Source organism: Pseudogulbenkiania ferrooxidans 2002 (assembly GCF_000174355.1).
Taxonomy (GTDB): Bacteria; Pseudomonadota; Gammaproteobacteria; order Burkholderiales; family Chromobacteriaceae; genus Pseudogulbenkiania; species Pseudogulbenkiania ferrooxidans.
In genome coordinates this window covers 160,240-178,544 of sequence record NZ_ACIS01000009.1, presented here as the reverse complement: position 1 = coordinate 178,544, position 18,305 = coordinate 160,240, and the positions used below count along the sequence as shown (strand labels likewise).

Genomic DNA, 18,305 nt, shown 5'->3' with positions numbered 1-18,305 from the left:
GATCCCCCGATACGGAGCCAAGATACGGAGCCAACACCATGCTGGAACTCAGACCGAGCTGTGAACACTGCAACACCGCGCTGCCGCCCGACTCGCCGGAAGCGCGCATCTGCAGCTTCGAATGTACCTTCTGCGCCCGCTGCGTCGACGAGGTGCTGGGCAATGTCTGCCCGAACTGCGGCGGCGGCTTCGCGCCCCGGCCGATCCGCCCGGCACGGGACTGGGGGCGTGGCAACCACCTCGGCAACTACCCCGCGGGCGAACGGGGGGTTTTCCGTCCGGTCGACGTCGCGGCCCACGCGGCCTTCGTCGCGTCGCTCGGTGCGTTGCCACCCGAGCAGCGCTAGAGGAAGAGTCCCATCATGATTCAGGACCTGTTTCGGCCAACGCCTTACCAACCCCGTCCGTTGGCCGCCCGTGGCGTGCTGGCGGCGCCGGGCGGCTGGCGCCTCAAGCTGTACGACATCGCCTACGATGCCCTGCCGCTCGACGAGGCCCGCTTCGCCATCGGCGTGGACGGCGCGCTGGCCGGGTTGCCGCAGCCGGCGCTGACGGCACAGCGTCCCGGCGTCGGCGCGCTGATCCGCCACGCCGGGCGCGGCATGGACTATCTGGTGTTAGTCTATTGGGATAACGACAACGAGTGCCTGGTGCGGGTCTGGGTGCGCGACGAGAACGGCTGGCGTGCGGCGCGTGCCGAGTCGTTCTGCGTGTGGGATCTGCAGGTGATCTGGCACGAGCGTGAAGTCTGTGTGCGCCATCTGCTGGTCGACACGCCGGACATGGACGGGTATCTCGCCGATACCCTGTAATCAATCGACTGGAGGCGACATGCCGTTGACCGATATCGCCCAGGCGCTGGCCATCGTGCTGGTGTGGGGCGTCAATTTCGTGGTGATCAAGTGGGGCGTGGCCGACGTGCCGCCGCTGCTCCTGGGCGCGCTGCGCTTCACGCTGGCGGCGTTGCCGGCGGTGCTGCTGGTGCGCCGCCCGGCGGTGCCGTGGCACTGGCTGGCGGCCTACGCGCTGACCGTCGGTGTCGGCCAGTTCGGCCTGCTGTTCTCCGCCATCAAGCTCGGCATGCCGGCCGGCCTCGCCTCGGTGGTGCTGCAGGCGCAGGCCTTCTTCACGCTGCTGCTGGCCTCGCTGGTGCTGGGCGAGCGCTGGAAGGCGGCGCAGCTGGTCGGCTTGTTGTGCGCGCTGGCCGGGCTGACACTGATCGGCGTGGGCAAGAGCGGCAACATGACGCTGATCGGCTTCGCCCTGACCGTGGCGGCGGCGTTGAGCTGGGCCGCGTCCAACGTGGTGGTGCGCCTGATCGGCCGCGCCGGCTACCGCGTCGAGCCGCTTGGGCTGGTGGTGTGGTCGAGCTTGATCCCGCCCGTGCCGTTCCTGCTGCTGTCGTTGTGGCTGGAAGGCGGCGAGCGCATCGCCGCCGCGCTCGGCCATTTCTCGCTGTCGTCCTTGCTGGCGGTGGCCTATCTCGCCTTCGTCGCGACGCTGTTCGGCTACGGTTTGTGGAGCCGGCTGCTGGCGCGCCACGCCGCCAACAAGGTCGCGCCGTTCTCGCTGCTGGTGCCGGTGGTTGGGCTGGCCGCCGCCAGCCTGCTGCTGGGCGAGCGCTTGAGCGCCGGGCAGGCGGTGGGCAGTCTGCTGCTGTTGGGCGGGCTGGTGATCAACGTGCTGGGCGAGCGCCTGCGGGACTACTGGCGCCAGCGGGAGGCCGCCGGTGCGTGAGGTCTGTTTCCTGCTGACGCCGGGCTTCCTGCTGCTCGACCTGGCCGGCCCGGCAGAGGCGTTCCGCATCGCCAACCAGTTCGGCGCCGAGTTCGCCTTGCGCTACCTCGGCGTCGGCGGCAGCGTCACTTCCTCGCTCGGCCTGCCGCTGGGCGGCATCGAACCCCTGCCGGAGACGCTGACCGACGGCACGCTGCTGGTGATCCCCGGCGTGACCGGTTCGGCCGAGGTATACGACTGCGACGCGGCACGCCAGATGGCGCGCTGGCTCGCCACCCGCGTGGACCCGCGCCGCCACTTGCTGGCGACGGTGTGCTCCGGCGCCTTGCTGGCGGCACGAGCCGGCCTGCTCGCCGGACGCGACTGCACCACCCACCACGTGCACCTCGAACACCTGCGCCAGTTCGACGCCAGCGCCAAAGTGCGCGAGAACCGCGTGTTCGTCGAGGACGGCCCGGTGTTCAGCAGCGCCGGGGTCACCGCCGGCATCGACCTCGCGCTGCATCTGATCGCCCGTCTCGCCAGCCCGGCGCTGGCACGCGACGTGGCGCGCCACATGGTGGTGTACTTCCGCCGCTCGCCGCAGGACCCGGAGCTGTCGCCCTGGCTCAGCCACCGCAACCACCTGCACCCGGCGGTGCACCGCGCCCAGGACCTGATCGCCGGCGAGCCGGAGCAGACCTGGAGTGTGGAAACGTTGGCCGAAGCGGTGCACGTCAGCCCGCGCCACCTGGCGCGGCTGTTCCGCCAGCACGCCGGGGTGTCGGTGCACGACTACCAGCAGCAGATTCGGCTGGCGCGGGCGCGGCAATGGCTCGCCGCCGGGCTGTCGCGCGAGAAGGCGGCGCTGTCGGCCGGCTTCTCGTCGGCGCGCCAGCTGGGGCGGGCCGAGCGGCACGGGGCGTAAAACCGCACTGCCGGCTCAAGTTTTTTGCCGCAGCGCCGATAAACCGGTTGACGCTTCATGACGTTGATTCATACCATCCGGTCAAAATAATCTTCGGTAATTGCCATGAAACCTGCCTTGCTGCTTCCCCTCTCCGTGTTGACCCTGGCGCTCGCCCTGAGTGCCTGCGCCGCGCCGCGCCAGACGACCGCCGCCGCCGGCAGCGATCCGATCAGCGGGGCCGGCTACGTCGGGGCCGGCATCGAGCCGGAAGCGCCCAAGGTCGTGGTGAAGGAAGTGAACCCCTACCAGCCGGTCACCATCCGCGTCACCGGCGTCGGCGCCGCGCCGCTCGGCACCACCCTGAGCCCGTCGCAGCGCAAGCTGCTGGGGCTGCGCGCCGCCAAGCTCGACGCCTTCCGCGCCGTCGCCGAAGAAGTGCAGGGCATGAAGCTGGTCGGCAACAGCTCGGTGTCCAACATGCTGGCCACCAACGACGCCTTCCGCACCTACGTCGATGCCTACCTGCGCGGCGTCAAGGTGCTCTCCAACACCATGGCGCCGGACGGCACCACCGAGGCGGTGGCCGAGATCGTGCTCGACAACGACTTCTACCGCGAATACAAGAAGGCGCTGGACCGCAGCGGCAGCGTGATGAAGGCGGCGCAGCAAAGCGCGGTCGACGGTGTCGCCTGCACCGACGGCAACTGCGGTGCCAGCCGTTACGACAGCAACTTTTATGTAGCGCAGTGATGAAGCCGCTGCGCCGCACCTGCCGCCTTGCCGCCCTCGTGGCGGCATTTGTTTTGCCGCTGGCGCCCGCCGGTGCGGCCAAGCTGCTGGGTACCGGCATGGCCACGCTCGACAACGGCGTGCCGGCGGCGCGCGAACTGGCCATCCAGGACGCCGTGCGCCAGGCCGCCTTGACGCAGGGCGCCAGCGTGCAGTCGACCGAATACGCCGACAACGGCCAGCTCGGCGACAGCACCCGGCTCACCGCCGCACCGCTGTCGGGAAAAGTGACGGTGCTGCGCGAATACCAGCGTGACGATCTCTACTACGTCGAGGTCGAGGTCGACACCGACGCCATGCGCGCCGCCCCGCAACGCTGCGCCCCGTCCGGCGGCAGAGAACTGAAGCGGCGCGTGGTCGCCACCTATTTCAACGTCGAGCACCCCGCCGACGCCTCGGACATGCCGGAGCTGGCCACCCAGCTGCCGGTCGAGCTGGCCCGCCGCCTGCCGGTGGGCGGACCGTTCCTCGCCAGCGCCGCAGGCCAGGTCTCGGTGCTGACCGATCCGCGCCTGGCCGAGCCGCAGGCCGGTGCCGACACCGTGCGCGAGATCGGACGGCGCGAGGGGGCGCAGTTCGTGATCGCCGGGCGCGTGCTGGATACCGCGGTCGCCGCCAAGGGGCTGCGCGCCTCGCTGTTCGACGGCGACCACGGCGGCGAACAGGGCGTGTTCTACAACGGCCCGTTCTCGGGCCTCTTGGGTGGCGCGGTGCGCTATCGCCCCACGGTGCGCCAGTTCGACGTCGAGGTCTGGGTCTACGATGCCCTCACCGGCGGCCTGCTCGCCAATCACCACCTCAGCACCAGCGGCACCGGCCAGGTGGCGCCGCCGGCGCCGCGCCCGTTCGGTTCCACCGCGTTCTGGCACAGCGACTACGGGCACGCGGTGGACAAGCTGCTGGAACGGGCCGTGCAGCAGACCGCCGACACCGTCGCCTGCATCCCGTTCACGGCGCGCGTGGCGCGGGTCGACGCCGGCAAGCGCGTCTACCTCAACGCCGGCGGCCTGGCCGGCCTCGCCGTGGGCGATCGCCTGCTGCTCTACAAGCCGCAGCCGGCCAGTCCGTTGCGCAGCGCCGGCTCGACCGGCGAGCTGGGCATCGCCGAAGCGCTGTCCGGCACCGTGGTGCTGACCCAGGTGCAGCCGGGGCTGTCGATCGGCGTCGTGCAAAACGCCCGGCTCGCGGTGGAAGAGGGCGATTACCTGCGCTTCCTCCCGCCACGCTGAAACGATCCCGCCATCGGGCGACGGGAGCACGAGCCCAGTGCCGCCGCCGACGGCCCGCCGAGAACCGTGCCTGCGGTCATGGTCGATGAGCGGCTCGATAGTCTGGACCAGCCGCCGGTCGAGCGCCGTCAAGACGGACGGCGGCAACTTCTCTCCCACTTGCGAAGCGCTGTCGAGACGCGTTACGACGTTTCATCGCGGACGGCCGTTGGGTGCCATGCCAACAGCCTGTCTCGCCAGCCTTGGGCCATCGGGTGATGGCTCGCAAGACTCACTGATCCGTGGCCGCATTTCCAGCCACATTGCACCGATGCTCACCTCAAACCCGACATAGAACGGCTTCCGGCCTCTGCGCCGGGGCCGTTTTTGCTCGCGGCACTTCCCAAGACCGAAACCCCGCGCCGGGGTTGCCGGAATCGCTCCCTCCCATGTCTCAATGCGCTGCGCCCCCCTTAAGGGGCATGGCAGCGCTGCAACAGCACTCTTTATCTTCATCGACAACAATACGAATGATGTTGATTATCATGTAGAATGCCGCGCACTACACACGGCCGTGCCGCGGTATCGCAGCCGGCTTGCAACAACTTGGGAGAAATAACAATGACGGCTCCATTGCCGCATCGAGCAATCGCTAAGGCCAACCGCAAGGCTGACTTTCCAACCATGGCCTGGCATACCTTGCTGCTGTTCTTCATGGGCTTCGCCCTGGTGACTGGCCTGCGCCTCGCTTTCGACCACGCCAAGGGCGGCTGGCGTGCTGCGCTGGAGCCCATCATGCTGCAAGGCGACGTCGTGCGCTGGCACGTGTGGGCGTCGATCGCTCTGACCGGCCTTGTCGCCGGCTACATCGCCTTCCTGGTCAAGGCCAGGCTGGCTGCGCGCTGGAAAGTATCCAAGGTGATGCTCAAGGCACCCGTCAAGGCGGCGCGCTGGCAGGCGATCAACCGTGCGGTGTACTGGCTGGGCCTGGCCACCTTTGTGGTTGCTGTGCTGTCCGGCATCTGGCTGTACTTCCTACCGTTCTTCGGCTGGCTGGAACTGGTCGGCTACGTGCACGAGATCGCCAGTTGGGCGCTGGTCGCCTACATGCTGATCCACGTGATCGCCCAGTTCGTGATGGGTGGTATCTGGCAGTTACTGAAGATATTCATCCCGCGGTTCGACCTGCTGCAAGCCGGCGCAGTGATGGGTGTGGCGGGGGTCTCCGGCGCACTGGGCTTCGCCGCTCTCGACTGGAGCGCGACGCGCGACCTGGTCGCCGCCAAGGCCGACACCGCGCCGCTAGTCGACGGCAAGCTTGACGACGCCGTGTGGCAGAACGCACAGAAACAGATGGTCTACACCTCGCACGGCTGGAACGTGGCCGGCGGCGAAACCCCGATCGAGGTGCGTGCCGCCGTTCACAGCGACCGCATCTACATCGCCACCTCCTGGCCGGACGACACGCGCTCCTACATGCGCCTGCCGCTGAAGAAGACGGCGCAGGGCTGGGTCCGGATGATTGGTGACGACCCGCGCCATACCTACGACGGCGCCGACACCATCGACTACTACGAGGACAAGTTCGCGATTGCGATCAGCCCGAAGCAGAACCCCTTCGGCGGCGGTTGGCACTTCGGTCCGGATCCGTTGCCGGGCGTCAAGAAGCCACTACAGGGCCGAGGTTATCACTTCACCGACGACGCTAGCGTGGTTGACCTGTGGCACTGGAAAGCCAGCCGCACCGGTGCCACCGGCCAGGCGGAAGACTCGCTGTTCGGCCCCCCGGTGCCTTACGACCCGGTCAAGCATGAGGTGCGCTACCCGGCCGGCTACGTGAGCGACAAGAAGGACAAGGACAGCGGCTATCAGGACAACTTTGCCAAAGGTCCGCACGGCTGGTCGGTCAACTGGCCGAGCCGGATCGTCACGCCCAAGTACCTCCCCAGGGATTTGACCAAGCTGCAGGCCCGCCTCGGCACCAGCCAGTCGCCCTACGAGTCGCACGGCTCCGAATTCAACATGGGGCCTGACGAGATCGTGCCCTATTCCAAGGAGCTGGACGACAAGATTCCGGTTGGCACCCTGATCCCCGCGCTGTACTGGAAGAAGCCGATGAGTGGCCCGGCGGGTGACGTCGCGGCGCGTGGCTACTGGCAGAACGGCCGCTGGACGGTGGAGTTCTCACGCAAGCTTGATGCACCGGATACGCAGGATGTGGCGATCAAGGACGGCGTCTACCTGTGGTTCGCGGCGTTCAACCATAACCAGACCCGCCACAGCTGGCACATTCTGCCAGTGCGCCTGCGGCTGCCCCACTAACCCCGCTCCGGTTCCGTCGCCGGCCAGCGTGAGCGATGGCGGGGCCGACAACATCCGAAACCTCATCACGGCGGCAGGCTGCCGCCATCATCAGGAAAGCCGAGCATGGCCCGTATCGAACTCAAGGACTGGCCCATCCCGCTGGAGAACGGCGGTGAAACCGTACTGGAAACCATGATTGCCCATGGGGTGCCGTTTCCCTACTCCTGCGCCAGTGGTGACTGCGGCGCGTGCAAGGGCCGGGTGCTGTGTGGCGAGGTCGCGCACGACAGCGCCACCGCAGGCATCCTCTCCGCCACCGAGCGTGCCGACGGCTACGTACTCGCCTGCCGCTGCACGCCCAAGGGCGACCTGCGCATCGAGGCGCTGGATGAACTGGTCGCGTTGCCCGCAGCGCGTCGCCAGCGTGGCTGGGTCGTCTCCCGGCAACACCGTCAGGGCGACGTGGTGGTGCTGCGGGTGAAGCCTGCCAAACCGGTGCACTACCTTGCCGGGCAGTTCTTCTATCTGAAATTCGACAACCTGCCGCAGCGCGCGTACTCGGTTGCCTCGCTGCCCGGCGCCGACGAGCTGGAATTTCACGTCCGCTTGGTGGAAGGGGGCAAAACCTCCAGCTACGTGAGCCGTGACAACCTGGTCGGCAGTGAGGTCACGGTCGACGGCCCGCACGGCCACGGCTATTGGCGCCAGAACCACGGCGGCCCGATTGTCGCCATCGGCGGCGGCACCGGGCTGGCACCGGTGTTGTCCATCATCGGCGCCGCGCTCGCCGCGAACGCGCACCGCCACGTGCACCTCTACTACGCGGCACGCGTGGAAGCGGATGTGTACTGGGAAGCCGAACTTGCCGCGCTCGCGCGCCAGTACCCAAACCTGCGCGTGGACTGTGCGCTGTCACGTGCCGAGCCGTCGGAGCAGGGGCCGTTGCCGCGCCGCTACCAGCGCGTGACCGCAAGCCTCGCACAGGACTGGCCCAGCCTTGCCGGCGCCAAGCTTTACATCGCGGGCCCGCCGAAGATGGTCGAGGCGGTCGCCGTCACCGCGCGCGAACTGGGGCTCGCCGCACGGGATCTGCACACCGACCCGTTCTCGGATGCCGCCGACCACAAGCTCGACGGTGCATTCACCAGCGGGCTGCGCCGCTTTGTCGGGCGCTGGCGCCGCCCGCCGTTCGAGCTAGCAGGCTTGGCAACGCAGGAGGGGTGATCAAGCTCTTCGGGAGCATAGCGTCTGGGCACGGTTGCGGCCGATCGACTCCTTGTGGGCCCCCTCCAGGCCGTGGGGCAGTGCTGCTGCCGGGCGTTTGATTTGTTCCGAACTCAAACCTGATTCATGCCGGCTTGATAATCATTCCTATTGTGATATAGTGGCTAATGATATTTATTCTCAATAACCATCGAAGCAGGAGCCAGATCTTGAAAAAGCAGCTGATGTTTGCCGCGGTGCTGGCGGCGTTTGCCGGTTCGGCGATGGCGGAAGAAATCGTGGTTTACAGCGCGCGTGCCGAGCAACTGGTGAAGCCGCTGATCGAGGCCTACAAGAAGGAAACCGGTGTCGACGTGAAGCTGGTGTCCGACAAGGAAGGCCCGCTGATGGAGCGCATGCGTGCCGAAGGCAGCAATAGCCCGGCGGACATCCTGCTGACGGTGGACGCCGGCAACCTCTGGCAAGCGTCGAAGATGGGCCTGCTCAAGCCGGTCAGCTCCAAGGTGCTGGAGGCCAACATCCCGGCCCACCTGCGCGACCCGAAGAACGAATGGTTCGGCCTGTCGATCCGTGCCCGCACCCTGTTCTACAACACCCAGAAAGTGCAGCCGGCCCAGCTCTCCAGCTACGAGGACCTAGCCGATCCGAAGTGGAAGGGCAAGCTGTGCCTGCGCACCTCGAAGAAGGTCTACAACCAGTCGCTGGTGGCGATGCTGCTGAGCGAGCATGGTCCGGTCAAGACCGAGAAGATCGTGCGCGGCTGGGTCGACAATCTGGCCACCGACGTGTTCGCGGACGATACCAAGATGCTGGAGGCGATCGCCGCAGGGCAGTGCGAAGTCGGCCTCGCCAACACCTATTACTACGGCCGCCTGATGAACAAGAATCCCAATCTGCCGGTCGGCATCTTCTGGGCCAACCAGAAGGGCAAGGGCACCCACGTCAACATCTCCGGCGCCGGGGTGGCGAAGTACGCCAAGAACGAGCGCGGCGCGGTCAGGTTCATCGAGTGGCTGTCGTCCGACAAGGCGCAGAACCTGTTCGCCGACGTCGACATGGAATTCCCGGTCAACCCGAAAGTGAAGCCGGACCCGAAAGTGGCCGCCTGGGGCGCCTTCAAGCACAACCTGATCAACGTCTCCAACGCCGGGGCGCGCCAGGCCGAGGCGGTGATGCTGATGGACCGGGTCGGCTACAAATAAGCGCCGGCGGCGGTCCGCTTGCCAAACCGGCGGGGCTTCCCGCCGGTTTTTGCCTTTTGGGCGCGGTGCGCCGTGCCGGGTGTCCCGCGTGGGGCTTTCGCGGGATAATTGCAAATCCTTATCATTTCCTGAACCAATCCATGCTGTCTTCCGCGCGCCGCTGGCGCCCCGTGGCGGCCTTGGTCAGCCTCGTCACCGTCATCCCGCTCTCGGTTATCCTGGCGGCACTGGCGGTCCCGGACGGGGCGGTCTGGGCTCACCTGCAGAACCACCTGTTGCCGGAACTGCTGCGCAACACCTTGTGGCTGGTACTGGGCGTCGGCAGCGGGGTGCTGCTGGTCGGCGTGCCGCTGGCCTGGCTCACCGCGCTCTACGAGTTTCCCGGCCGTCGCTTCTTCAACTGGGCGTTGATGCTGCCCTTGGCCATGCCGGCCTACGTCATGGCGTTTTCCCAGCTGGGGCTGTTCGATTTCACCGGACCGCTGCAAAGCTGGCTGCGTGCCGCCACCGGCGATTCCAGCTGGGTGCCGTCGCTGCGTTCCAGCGGTGGTGTGGCGCTGGTCATGACCTTGGCGTTCTACCCCTACGTCTACCTGCTCGCGCGCAACGCCTTCGCCAGCATGGGACGGCGGGCACTGGAAGTGGGGCAATCGTTCGGCCTGTCGCGCGTCAAGGGTTTCTGGCACGTGGCGCTGCCGATGGCGCGGCCGTGGATCATCGGCGGCGTGACGCTGGCGCTGATGGAAACCCTGGCCGACTTCGGCACCGTCGCCATCTTCAATTACGACACCTTCACCTCGGCCATCTACAAGGCCTGGTTCAGCCTGTTCTCGCTGCCGGCAGCCAAGCAACTGGCGTCGCTGCTGGTGCTGATGGTGTTCGTGCTGGTGTGGCTGGAGCAGCGTGCGCGCGGTCGGCGCGCCTATACCCAGACCGGCCGTGCCGCACCGTTGCCGCGTTTGCGGCTGACCGGCTGGCAGCGCTGGGCCGCGACGCTGTGGGCGGGGCTGGTGCTGCTCTTGGCCTTCGTGCTGCCGTTCGGCCAACTGGTGTGGTGGGCGTGGCAACTGGTGGCGGAGGAGTTCAACGCCGACTTGCTGGGCTACGCGCTGCGTTCGGTGGCGCTGTCGCTGATGGCGGCCGTGGCGGTGGCCGTGGTGGCGCTGGCGCTGGCCTACGCCCAGCGGCGCGACCCGCACCCCGCCACGCGGCTGTTGGCCAAGCTGGCCACGCTGGGCTACGCCGTGCCCGGCACGGTGCTGGCGGTGGGGGTGTTCGTGCCGGTCGCCTGGCTCGACAACCTGCTCTTGGGCTGGTTCGGCGGCGCGCTCGGTCCCGACGTCACCGCCATCTTCAAGGGCACGCTGCTGGTGATGCTGCTGGCCTATGTGTCGCGCTTCCTGGCGGTGGGCCATTCCGCCATCGATAGCGCAATGGGGCGCATCACCCGCAGCCAGGAAGAAGCGGCGCGCAACCTCGGCTACGCCGGCTGGGGGCTGCTGCGCCACGTGCACCTGCCGCTGTTGAAGGGCAGCCTGCTTACCGCCGTGCTGATGGTGTTTGTCGACGTGATGAAGGAAATGCCGATCACGCTGATGACCCGTCCGTTCGATTGGGACACCCTGGCCGTCCGGGTGTTCTCCTTTACCACCGAAGGTCAGTGGGAGCATGCCGCGCTGCCGGCCGTTGCCATCGTGCTGGCCGGCCTGGTGCCGGTCATCTTGCTGTCCCGTCAGAAAGACCCGCTCTGAATCATGACTGCCTTGCTTGAATTGGATTCCGTCAGCCAGGCCTACGGCGCCACCACGGTGGTCGAGGCGATGAGCTTTGCGCTGCAGAAGGGCGAGATCGCCTGCCTGGTGGGCAGCTCGGGCTGCGGCAAGACCACGGTGCTGCGCTGCATCGCCGGTTTCGAGCCGGTGAATGGCGGTGAAATCCGTCTTGATGGCCGCGTCATCAGCCGCCGCGATTACCTGTGCCCGGCGCACGAGCGCGCGATCGGCATGGTGTTCCAGGATTACGCCTTGTTCCCGCACCTGACCGTGGCCGACAACGTCGCTTTCGGCCTGCGCGCGCTCGGGCGTGGCGAGCGCGCGGCACGGGTGACCGAGATGCTCGGGGTGGTCGGCCTCGCCGGCCTGGCCTCGTCCTACCCGCACGAGTTGTCCGGCGGCCAGCAGCAGCGCGTGGCGCTGGCGCGCGCGCTGGCACCGCGGCCGCGCCTGTTGCTGATGGACGAGCCGTTTTCCAACCTCGACGTCGACCTGCGCGAGCGCCTGTCACGCGAGGTGCGCGACATCCTGAAACATGAAAACACCACCGCCATCCTGGTCACGCACGACCAGAACGAAGCGTTCGCCATGGCCGACCGGGTGGGTGTGATGCAGGGCGGGCGCCTGTTGCAGTGGGACACGCCATACCGGCTCTACCACCAGCCGGCCACGCGCTACGTCGCCGACTTCATCGGCCAGGGCGTGTTCCTGCCTGGCCGCGTCAGCGGGCCGCACTGCATCAGCCTGGAGATCGGCGAATTTTGCGGGATGCTGCCGCTGGATTTCGCTGTGAACGACCGGGTGGACGTGCTGCTGCGTCCCGACGATGTGCAGCACGACGATGCCAGCCCGATGACCGCCATCGTCGAATCCAAGGTGTTCCGTGGCGCCGAGTTCCACTACACCCTGACGCTGCCGTCTGGTCAGCGCGTGCTGGCGCAGGTGCCGAGCCATCACAACCACGCCGTGGGCGAGGCAATCGGCATCCGCCTCGAACTGGACCACCTGATCGCCTTCCGCCACGGCTGAGGCGACGAACAGGCGCAGGCCGCGTCTTAGGCGCATCGGCATGGGCATGCGTGGATAACAAGGTTGGCCGAAACGCCATTCCCCGCGTTCGGCCAACCTTGTCCTTTTCGCCGGGCCCGTCTAGCTGGCCTGGTTCTTCAGCCGGAACACGCCGATCCCCAGCAGCATGAAGGCTCCACCGCACACCCGGTTGAACAGCCGGGCGCGCCCATCGGTGGTGAACCAGCCCTTCAGCGAACGCGCCAGCAGCACATAGCTCAGGTGTGACAACACGGTGCAGGCAGCAAAGGTCGCCGTCAGCACCAGGAACTGCTCGGCTACCGCCTGGTCCGGACGCATGAACTGCGGGAACAGCGCGGTGAAGAACAGGATGCTCTTGGGGTTGGTGATCGATACCAGGGTCCCGCGCAGAAACAGCTGACGCGGCGACTGCATGGCCGGCACCGCCGCCGAAGTGCTCTGGGCGAACAGATTGGCACGGCTCTTCCACTGGCGCAGCCCCAGATAGATCAGGTAGAGCGCCCCGCATACCTTGAGCAGCAGAAACAACGTTGCCGAGCTTTTCAGCAGCAGCCCCAGTCCCGCCATCGCCGTGCCCGAGACGACGAACACGCCGAGCACGTTGCCGCTCGAACAGATCAGCGCGCGTCGCGCGCCCAGGGTCAGCGAGTTGGAAATCGCCAGCAGTACCGCCGGCCCCGGGCTGAGGGCGGTCGCTAGGGCCACGGTGCTGTAGAGCAGCCAGGTTGTAAGGGTCATCGTCATGGTCTCCTGTCGTGGTCAGTTGTCGATGCGGCGCAGGTTGGCCGAAGCCGCGCCGCCGTCCATGACGATATTCTACCAGCTCTGCAGCACCAGCTTGCCGACCATGCTGCCCGACTCCAGCAGGCGGTGTGCCCGGCGCAGGTTCTCGGCGTTGATCGGCGACCACGTCTCGCTCAGCGTACCCTTGACCCGGCCGCTGTCGATCCAGCCCGCTACCGTCTCCAGCAGGTGGTGTTGCTCGATCTGGTCGGGCGTGCGGTACATCGGGCGGGTGAACATGAACTCCCATACGTGCGTTGCGCTCTTGAGCTTGAGCTGATCCTGCGCCAGGGGTCCACGGTTTTCGACGATGGTGACGATGCGCCCCTGCGGCCGGATCGCCTCACCCATCGTCTCCCAGTAGCCGTCGGTATCGGCGGCATTGAAGATGTAGTCGACCTGGGGGTGCCCGTGCAGCGTCAGCGCAGGTATCAGGGGGCGATGGCGATCGAGCACCAGATCGGCGCCGAGCTGGCGGCACCAGTCGGCGCTGTGGGGCCGACCGGCCGTGGCGATCACCGTCAGCCCGGCCAGCTTGGCAAACTGGATCACCAGCGAACCGACACCGCCGGCGCCGCCGATCACCAGCAGGCTCTTGCCGGCGTCGGCACCGTTCGGATCGAGGCCGAGCCGAGCAAACAGGCCCTCGTAGGCGGTGATCGCCGTCAGCGGCAGGGCCGCGGCGGCGGCGAAGTCGAGCGAGGCCGGCTTGTGGCCGACGATGCGCTCGTCGACCAGCTGGTATTCGCTGTTGCTGCCCTGGCGCGTGATGTCGCCGGCGTAGTAGACCGCATCGCCGGGCTGAAACAGGGTGACGTCCGGGCCGACGGCCTCGACCACGCCGGCCGCGTCCCAGCCCAGCACGCGCGGACTGGACTCCACCTTGTCCTTCGGCGAGCGTACCTTGGTGTCGACCGGGTTGACCGACACGGCCTCGACCCGCACCAGCAGGTCGTGCCCCTGCGCTGGCGGGCGTGGCAGCTCGACGTCGAGCAAGGCTTCCGGATGGTCGATCGGCAGGTAGCGGGTGAGGGCGACGGCTTTCATGACGCAGGCCTTTCTGGAGAAATGACGATGTACGTCCATTGTGAAATCGGCAGATTTTTTGATAAATAGGGTGTATTTTGAGTATTTATCAAAAAAACAAAGCGAATGGAGCCACTCAGCGATCTGCACATCTTCTGCGCCGTGGTCGAGCAAGGCAGCCTGGTCAAGGCGGGCGAACGCCTCCGTCTGTCCAGCGCCGTCATCAGCCGGCGCCTGATCAACCTCGAGGCGCGCCTCGGCGTGCGGCTGTTGCAGCGCACCACCCGGCGCCAGGCCCTGACCCCGGAAGGCGAGCTGTATTACCAGCGCGGCCGCGCGGTTCTGGATGAGCTGGCCGAAACCGAGGCCCTGTTGATGGCGCGCCAGCACCAGCCGTCCGGCGTGCTCAAGGTCACCGCCTCGGCCTCGTTCGGGCGCCAGCACCTGGCGCCGCATCTGCCGGCCTTCCTCGAACGCTACCCGCAACTCGAGGTGCACCTGCTGCTGACCGATGCCGTGCTCGACCTGGTCGACGGCGGTCTCGATCTGGCGATCCGCATCGGCCAGCCCGACAAGCCGGGGCTGGTGGCGCGCCCGCTGTGCGTCAACCGGCGCATCCTGTGCGCCGCCCCCGGCTACCTAGACCGGCAGGGCGAGCCGCGGCACCCGGCCGAGCTGGCCCGGCACAATTGCCTGTTGCTGGACGAGGTGGGCACGCGCAGCCAGGTCTGGTCGCTCGACGGGCCGCAGGGGCCCACCGAGGTCGAGGTGCGCGGCAACTTGGTCAGCAATCTGGGCGACGCCGTGGGCGAGGCCTGTCTCGCCGGCGGCGGCATCGCGATCCGTTCCACCTGGGCGGTCAGCGACGCCCTCCGTGCCGGACGGGTGCGCCAAGTGCTGCCCGGCTATGCGCTGCCGGCACAAGAGGTGTTGGCCATCTACCCGAGCCGGCGGCACCTGTCGCCCAAGGTGCGCGTCCTGATCGACTTCCTGCTGCAGACCTTCGGTGATCCCCCGTACTGGGACCAGCAACTGGACGCCCAATGAAAAACGCGGCCATGGGCCGCGTTTTTCATTGCCTGTTTCCTGGCGCCGGGGTTCAGCCGGCGAGCCAGGTGCCCGGATGGCGTTCCAGCCAGTTGCGGATCGCACGGGCGTCGCTGACCCGTGCCGACGGCGCGCCGGCGGCCAGCAGCACGATGATCAGCGGTTGCGAGCCGACCGTGGTCTGCAGCACCATGCAGCGCCCGGCTTCCTGGATGTAGCCGGTTTTCTGCAGCGAAATGTCCCAGTCGCCCTCGCGCACCAGCGCGTTGCTGTTCTTGTAGTGCAGCATGCGGCGCGAACCCGACATCACCTCATGCTCCTGCGTGGTGGTGAAGGTGCGGATCAGGGGGTAGCCGTTGGCGGCCCGGACCATGCGCGCCAGGTCCATGGCGGTTGCCGTGTTGCGCACCTCGAGCCCGGTCGGGTCGTAGAACACTGTGTTGTTCATGCCGAGCGCGCGCGCCTTGCGGTTCATCTGTGCGACGAAGGCCTGGGTGCCGCCGGGGTAGGTGCGCGCCAGCGCGGCAGCGGCACGATTCTCCGACGACATCAGCGCCAGCAGCAGCATTTCGCGGCGCGGCAGAGTGGTGCCCACGGACAATCGCGACGAGGTGTTCTTCAGCCGGTCTATCTCATTCTCGGTGATGGTGATCGGCTCATCCATCGACAGCCCGGCGTCCAGCGTGACCATCGCCGTCATCAGCTTGGTGATCGACGCGAACGGCAGCGGCAGATCGGTATTTTTCTGGTACAAGGCTTCGCCATTGGCGCCGTTGAGCACCAGCACCGTGTGCGAATTCAGGTGCGGCGCGCCGGTCATGTTGGCGGCGACCTGAATGCCTCGAATCCCGGCGCTGTCGGCGTGGGCGGCAAACGGCATGGCGAGAGCGGCGGCCACCAGCCAACCCGCAAAATTCCTTAACATTATCAACTGCTCCCGTACGTCATAAGGGGGTGGAACGAACACTTTTATTTTAAACAATCCACCGCGGCCGTGTGGCGGTAAATTGCCAAAAAATACTGACTCTTCCGTGGCTCGGGAGTTTCTCGCCACACTCTTGTAAAATGAAGATCTCAAGCGCCCAAACCGAGAGCAGCATGATCGTCACCTTCCCCGATAGTCCGTTCAAGCTCCATCAGCCGTTTCCGCCCGCCGGCGACCAGCCGGCCGCCATCGCGCAGCTGGTGGAAGGGCTGTCCGACGGCCTGTCCTACCAGACCCTGCTCGGGGTGACCGGCTCCGGCAAGACCTTCACCATGGCCAACGTCATCGCCCGCACCGGGCGGCCCGCCATCATCATGGCGCACAACAAGACGCTGGCGGCCCAGCTCTACTCCGAGATGCGCGAGTTCTTTCCCGAGAACGCCGTCGAATACTTCGTCTCCTACTACGACTACTACCAGCCGGAAGCCTACGTTCCCAGCCGCGACCTGTTCATCGAGAAAGACTCCAGCATCAACGAGCACATCGAACAGATGCGCCTGTCCGCGACCAAGAGCCTGCTGGAGCGGCCCGACTGCGTGATCGTCGCCACCGTGTCGGCGATCTACGGTATCGGCGACCCGTCCGACTACCACCAGATGATCCTGCATCTCAAGGAAGGTGAAACCATCGCCCAGCGCGACATCATCGGACGTCTGGTGGCGATGCAGTACGAGCGCAACGACCTCGACTTCACGCGCGGTACCTTCCGCGTGCGCGGCGACGTGATCGACATCTTCCCGGCGGAATCGGCCGAACTCGCGCTGCGCGTCAGCCTGTTCGACGACGAACTGGAAACGCTGACGCTGTTCGACCCGCTCACCGGCGTCACCCGGCAGCGGGTCGGGCGCTTCACGGTGTTTCCGTCCAGCCACTACGTCACGCCGCGCGACACCGTGCTGCGCGCCTGCGAGAAGATCAAGCTGGAACTGCGCGAGCGCGTCGATTTCTACCAGCACGAAGGCAAGCTGGTCGAAGCGCAGCGCATCGAGCAGCGCACCCGCTTCGATCTCGAGATGCTGTACGAGATGGGCTTCTGCAAGGGCATCGAGAACTACTCGCGGCATTTCTCCGGCCGTGGCCCGGGCGAACCGCCGCCGACCCTGATCGACTACCTGCCCAAGAATGCGCTGATGTTCATCGACGAGAGCCATGTCACCATTCCGCAGATTGGCGGCATGTACAAGGGTGACGCTGCGCGCAAGCTGAACCTGGTCGACTATGGCTTCCGCTTGCCGTCGGCGGCTGACAACCGTCCGCTCAAGTTCAACGAGTTCGAGCGCATGATGCCGCAGACGGTGTTCATCTCGGCCACGCCGGCCGACTACGAAGCCGGCCATGCCGGCCAGGTGGTGGAGCAGGTGGTGCGCCCCACCGGCCTGATCGATCCCGAGATCGAAATCCGTCCGGTGGCAAGCCAGGTCGACGACCTGCTGTCAGAGATCACCCTCCGGGTAGGAAGTAACGAGCGCGTGCTGGTCACCACGCTCACCAAGCGCATGGCCGAGCAACTGGCCGACTACTACACCGAGCACGGCGTCAAGGTGCGCTACCTGCACTCCGACATCGACACCGTCGAGCGGGTCGAGATCATCCGCGACCTGAGGCTCGGCATGTTCGACGTGCTGATCGGCATCAACCTGCTGCGCGAGGGGCTGGACATCCCCGAGGTCAGCCTGGTGGCCATCCTCGACGCCGACAAGGAGGGCTTCCTGCGCTCCGACCGCTCGCTGATCCAGACCATCGGCCGCGCCGCGCGCAACCTGCACGGCAAGGCCATCCTCTATGCGGACCGCATCACCAACTCGATGCGGCGCGCCATCGACGAGACCGAGCGACGCCGCACCAAGCAGATCGCCTTCAACACCGAGCATGGCATCGTGCCCAAAGGGGTCGAGAAGAAGATCAAGGACATCATCGACGGGGTGTACAGCGCCGAGGCCGAGAAGAAGAAACTGGTCGACGACGCGCGCGTGGCGATGATGGACGAAAAGGCGCTGGCCAAGGAAATCAAGCGCCTCGAAAAAGATATGCTTGAAGCCGCGCGCAACCTGGAGTTTGAGAAAGCCGCCGGGCTGCGCGACCAGCTCAAGGCGTTGAAGGAAAAGGCCTGGATCAACGAGCTGTAAGGTGTCACGGTAATCCCGGCCGGTGCGACTGTCCCCACCGGGCGGGGAGGGGCAATCCGCCCGACCGGCTAGCAAGTTTTTTTACAAATAGTTGGACGCCGGATGAAATACTCCGTATAACTGCGAGTGCAGGATCTTCAAGCGGTGGATTTGTCGTTATATT

The 18,305-nt window shown here is 66.5% G+C and carries 16 protein-coding genes; 13 read left to right on the top strand and 3 right to left on the bottom strand.

All coding sequences use genetic code 11. The features are described from left to right. The first annotated feature begins 38 nt into the window (after positions 1-38). From FURADRAFT_RS16365 to FURADRAFT_RS16315, 11 genes are all read left to right on the top strand, one after another. Positions 39-347, top strand: a complete 309-nt coding sequence (locus FURADRAFT_RS16365; RefSeq protein ID WP_008955277.1) for a DUF1272 domain-containing protein — start codon at positions 39-41, stop codon at positions 345-347. 15 nt (positions 348-362) lie between these two features. After that, the gene (locus FURADRAFT_RS16360; RefSeq protein ID WP_008955276.1) at positions 363-812 is read left to right on the top strand and encodes a hypothetical protein; all 450 of its coding nucleotides are present in this window, start codon (positions 363-365) and stop codon (positions 810-812) included. Positions 813-831: 19 nt separating this feature from the next. Continuing rightward, on the top strand, positions 832-1,737 hold the full coding sequence (locus tag FURADRAFT_RS16355) for an O-acetylserine/cysteine exporter (RefSeq protein WP_008955275.1): 906 nt from the start codon (positions 832-834) through the stop codon (positions 1,735-1,737). Next, positions 1,730-2,644, top strand: coding sequence for a GlxA family transcriptional regulator (locus FURADRAFT_RS21270; RefSeq protein ID WP_008955274.1), 915 nt, complete (start codon positions 1,730-1,732; stop codon positions 2,642-2,644). The genes FURADRAFT_RS16355 and FURADRAFT_RS21270 overlap by 8 nt, the downstream gene beginning before the upstream one ends. A gap of 105 nt (positions 2,645-2,749) precedes the next feature. Further along, entirely contained in the window at positions 2,750-3,376 is a 627-nt protein-coding gene (locus tag FURADRAFT_RS16345) for an LPP20 family lipoprotein (RefSeq protein ID WP_008955273.1), read from the top strand. Then, the gene (locus FURADRAFT_RS16340; RefSeq protein ID WP_008955272.1) at positions 3,376-4,644 is read left to right on the top strand and encodes a flagellar assembly protein T N-terminal domain-containing protein; all 1,269 of its coding nucleotides are present in this window, start codon (positions 3,376-3,378) and stop codon (positions 4,642-4,644) included. The genes FURADRAFT_RS16345 and FURADRAFT_RS16340 overlap by 1 nt, the downstream gene beginning before the upstream one ends. Before the next feature lie 663 nt (positions 4,645-5,307). Next, positions 5,308-6,945: an ethylbenzene dehydrogenase-related protein gene (locus FURADRAFT_RS16335; protein ID WP_236261614.1), complete on the top strand. Its 1,638-nt coding sequence runs from the start codon at positions 5,308-5,310 to the stop codon at positions 6,943-6,945. 105 nt (positions 6,946-7,050) lie between these two features. Next, on the top strand, positions 7,051-8,151 hold the full coding sequence (locus FURADRAFT_RS16330) for a 2Fe-2S iron-sulfur cluster-binding protein (RefSeq protein ID WP_008955270.1): 1,101 nt from the start codon (positions 7,051-7,053) through the stop codon (positions 8,149-8,151). A 209-nt stretch (positions 8,152-8,360) separates the two neighbouring features. Further along, positions 8,361-9,353 carry a Fe(3+) ABC transporter substrate-binding protein gene (locus tag FURADRAFT_RS16325; RefSeq protein ID WP_008955269.1) on the top strand — a complete coding sequence of 331 codons (993 nt, stop codon included), beginning with the start codon at positions 8,361-8,363 and terminating at the stop codon, positions 9,351-9,353. A 140-nt stretch (positions 9,354-9,493) separates the two neighbouring features. Continuing rightward, the gene (locus tag FURADRAFT_RS16320) at positions 9,494-11,104 is read left to right on the top strand and encodes an ABC transporter permease (protein WP_008955268.1); all 1,611 of its coding nucleotides are present in this window, start codon (positions 9,494-9,496) and stop codon (positions 11,102-11,104) included. A 3-nt stretch (positions 11,105-11,107) separates the two neighbouring features. After that, positions 11,108-12,154 carry an ABC transporter ATP-binding protein gene (locus FURADRAFT_RS16315; RefSeq protein WP_008955267.1) on the top strand — a complete coding sequence of 349 codons (1,047 nt, stop codon included), beginning with the start codon at positions 11,108-11,110 and terminating at the stop codon, positions 12,152-12,154. A gap of 120 nt (positions 12,155-12,274) precedes the next feature. Here FURADRAFT_RS16315 and FURADRAFT_RS16310 read toward each other — a convergent pair whose 3' ends face one another. Both FURADRAFT_RS16310 and FURADRAFT_RS16305 read right to left on the bottom strand, forming a co-directional pair. Beyond that, a complete protein-coding gene (locus FURADRAFT_RS16310; RefSeq protein WP_008955266.1) occupies positions 12,275-12,913 on the bottom strand; it encodes a LysE family translocator in 639 nt (212 codons plus the stop codon). Positions 12,914-12,991: 78 nt separating this feature from the next. Then, positions 12,992-14,005, bottom strand: a complete 1,014-nt coding sequence (locus FURADRAFT_RS16305) for a zinc-binding alcohol dehydrogenase family protein (RefSeq protein WP_008955265.1) — start codon at positions 14,003-14,005, stop codon at positions 12,992-12,994. 105 nt (positions 14,006-14,110) lie between these two features. Here FURADRAFT_RS16305 and FURADRAFT_RS16300 point away from each other — a divergent pair, with 105 nt between their 5' ends. After that, the gene (locus FURADRAFT_RS16300; protein ID WP_008955264.1) at positions 14,111-15,031 is read left to right on the top strand and encodes a LysR family transcriptional regulator; all 921 of its coding nucleotides are present in this window, start codon (positions 14,111-14,113) and stop codon (positions 15,029-15,031) included. Between the two features lie 52 nt (positions 15,032-15,083). Here the strand turns inward: FURADRAFT_RS16300 and FURADRAFT_RS16295 are convergent, their stop codons facing one another. After that, entirely contained in the window at positions 15,084-15,956 is an 873-nt protein-coding gene (locus tag FURADRAFT_RS16295; protein ID WP_008955263.1) for a serine hydrolase, read from the bottom strand. A 173-nt stretch (positions 15,957-16,129) separates the two neighbouring features. Here FURADRAFT_RS16295 and uvrB point away from each other — a divergent pair, with 173 nt between their 5' ends. Beyond that, entirely contained in the window at positions 16,130-18,142 is a 2,013-nt protein-coding gene (uvrB, locus tag FURADRAFT_RS16290) for an excinuclease ABC subunit UvrB (protein WP_008955262.1), read from the top strand. Positions 18,143-18,305: the final 163 nt, after the last annotated feature.

Coding starts and splice junctions, on each gene's coding strand:
- FURADRAFT_RS16365 (WP_008955277.1), top strand. CDS start 39: ATGCTGGAACTCAGACCGAGCTGTGAACACTGCAACACCGCGCTGCCG.
- FURADRAFT_RS16360 (WP_008955276.1), top strand. CDS start 363: ATGATTCAGGACCTGTTTCGGCCAACGCCTTACCAACCCCGTCCGTTG.
- FURADRAFT_RS16355 (WP_008955275.1), top strand. CDS start 832: ATGCCGTTGACCGATATCGCCCAGGCGCTGGCCATCGTGCTGGTGTGG.
- FURADRAFT_RS16345 (WP_008955273.1), top strand. CDS start 2,750: ATGAAACCTGCCTTGCTGCTTCCCCTCTCCGTGTTGACCCTGGCGCTC.
- FURADRAFT_RS16340 (WP_008955272.1), top strand. CDS start 3,376: ATGAAGCCGCTGCGCCGCACCTGCCGCCTTGCCGCCCTCGTGGCGGCA.
- FURADRAFT_RS16335 (WP_236261614.1), top strand. CDS start 5,308: ATGGCCTGGCATACCTTGCTGCTGTTCTTCATGGGCTTCGCCCTGGTG.
- FURADRAFT_RS16330 (WP_008955270.1), top strand. CDS start 7,051: ATGGCCCGTATCGAACTCAAGGACTGGCCCATCCCGCTGGAGAACGGC.
- FURADRAFT_RS16320 (WP_008955268.1), top strand. CDS start 9,494: ATGCTGTCTTCCGCGCGCCGCTGGCGCCCCGTGGCGGCCTTGGTCAGC.
- FURADRAFT_RS16315 (WP_008955267.1), top strand. CDS start 11,108: ATGACTGCCTTGCTTGAATTGGATTCCGTCAGCCAGGCCTACGGCGCC.
- FURADRAFT_RS16310 (WP_008955266.1), bottom strand. CDS start 12,913: ATGACCCTTACAACCTGGCTGCTCTACAGCACCGTGGCCCTAGCGACC.
- FURADRAFT_RS16305 (WP_008955265.1), bottom strand. CDS start 14,005: ATGAAAGCCGTCGCCCTCACCCGCTACCTGCCGATCGACCATCCGGAA.
- FURADRAFT_RS16300 (WP_008955264.1), top strand. CDS start 14,111: ATGGAGCCACTCAGCGATCTGCACATCTTCTGCGCCGTGGTCGAGCAA.
- FURADRAFT_RS16295 (WP_008955263.1), bottom strand. CDS start 15,956: ATGTTAAGGAATTTTGCGGGTTGGCTGGTGGCCGCCGCTCTCGCCATG.
- uvrB (WP_008955262.1), top strand. CDS start 16,130: ATGATCGTCACCTTCCCCGATAGTCCGTTCAAGCTCCATCAGCCGTTT.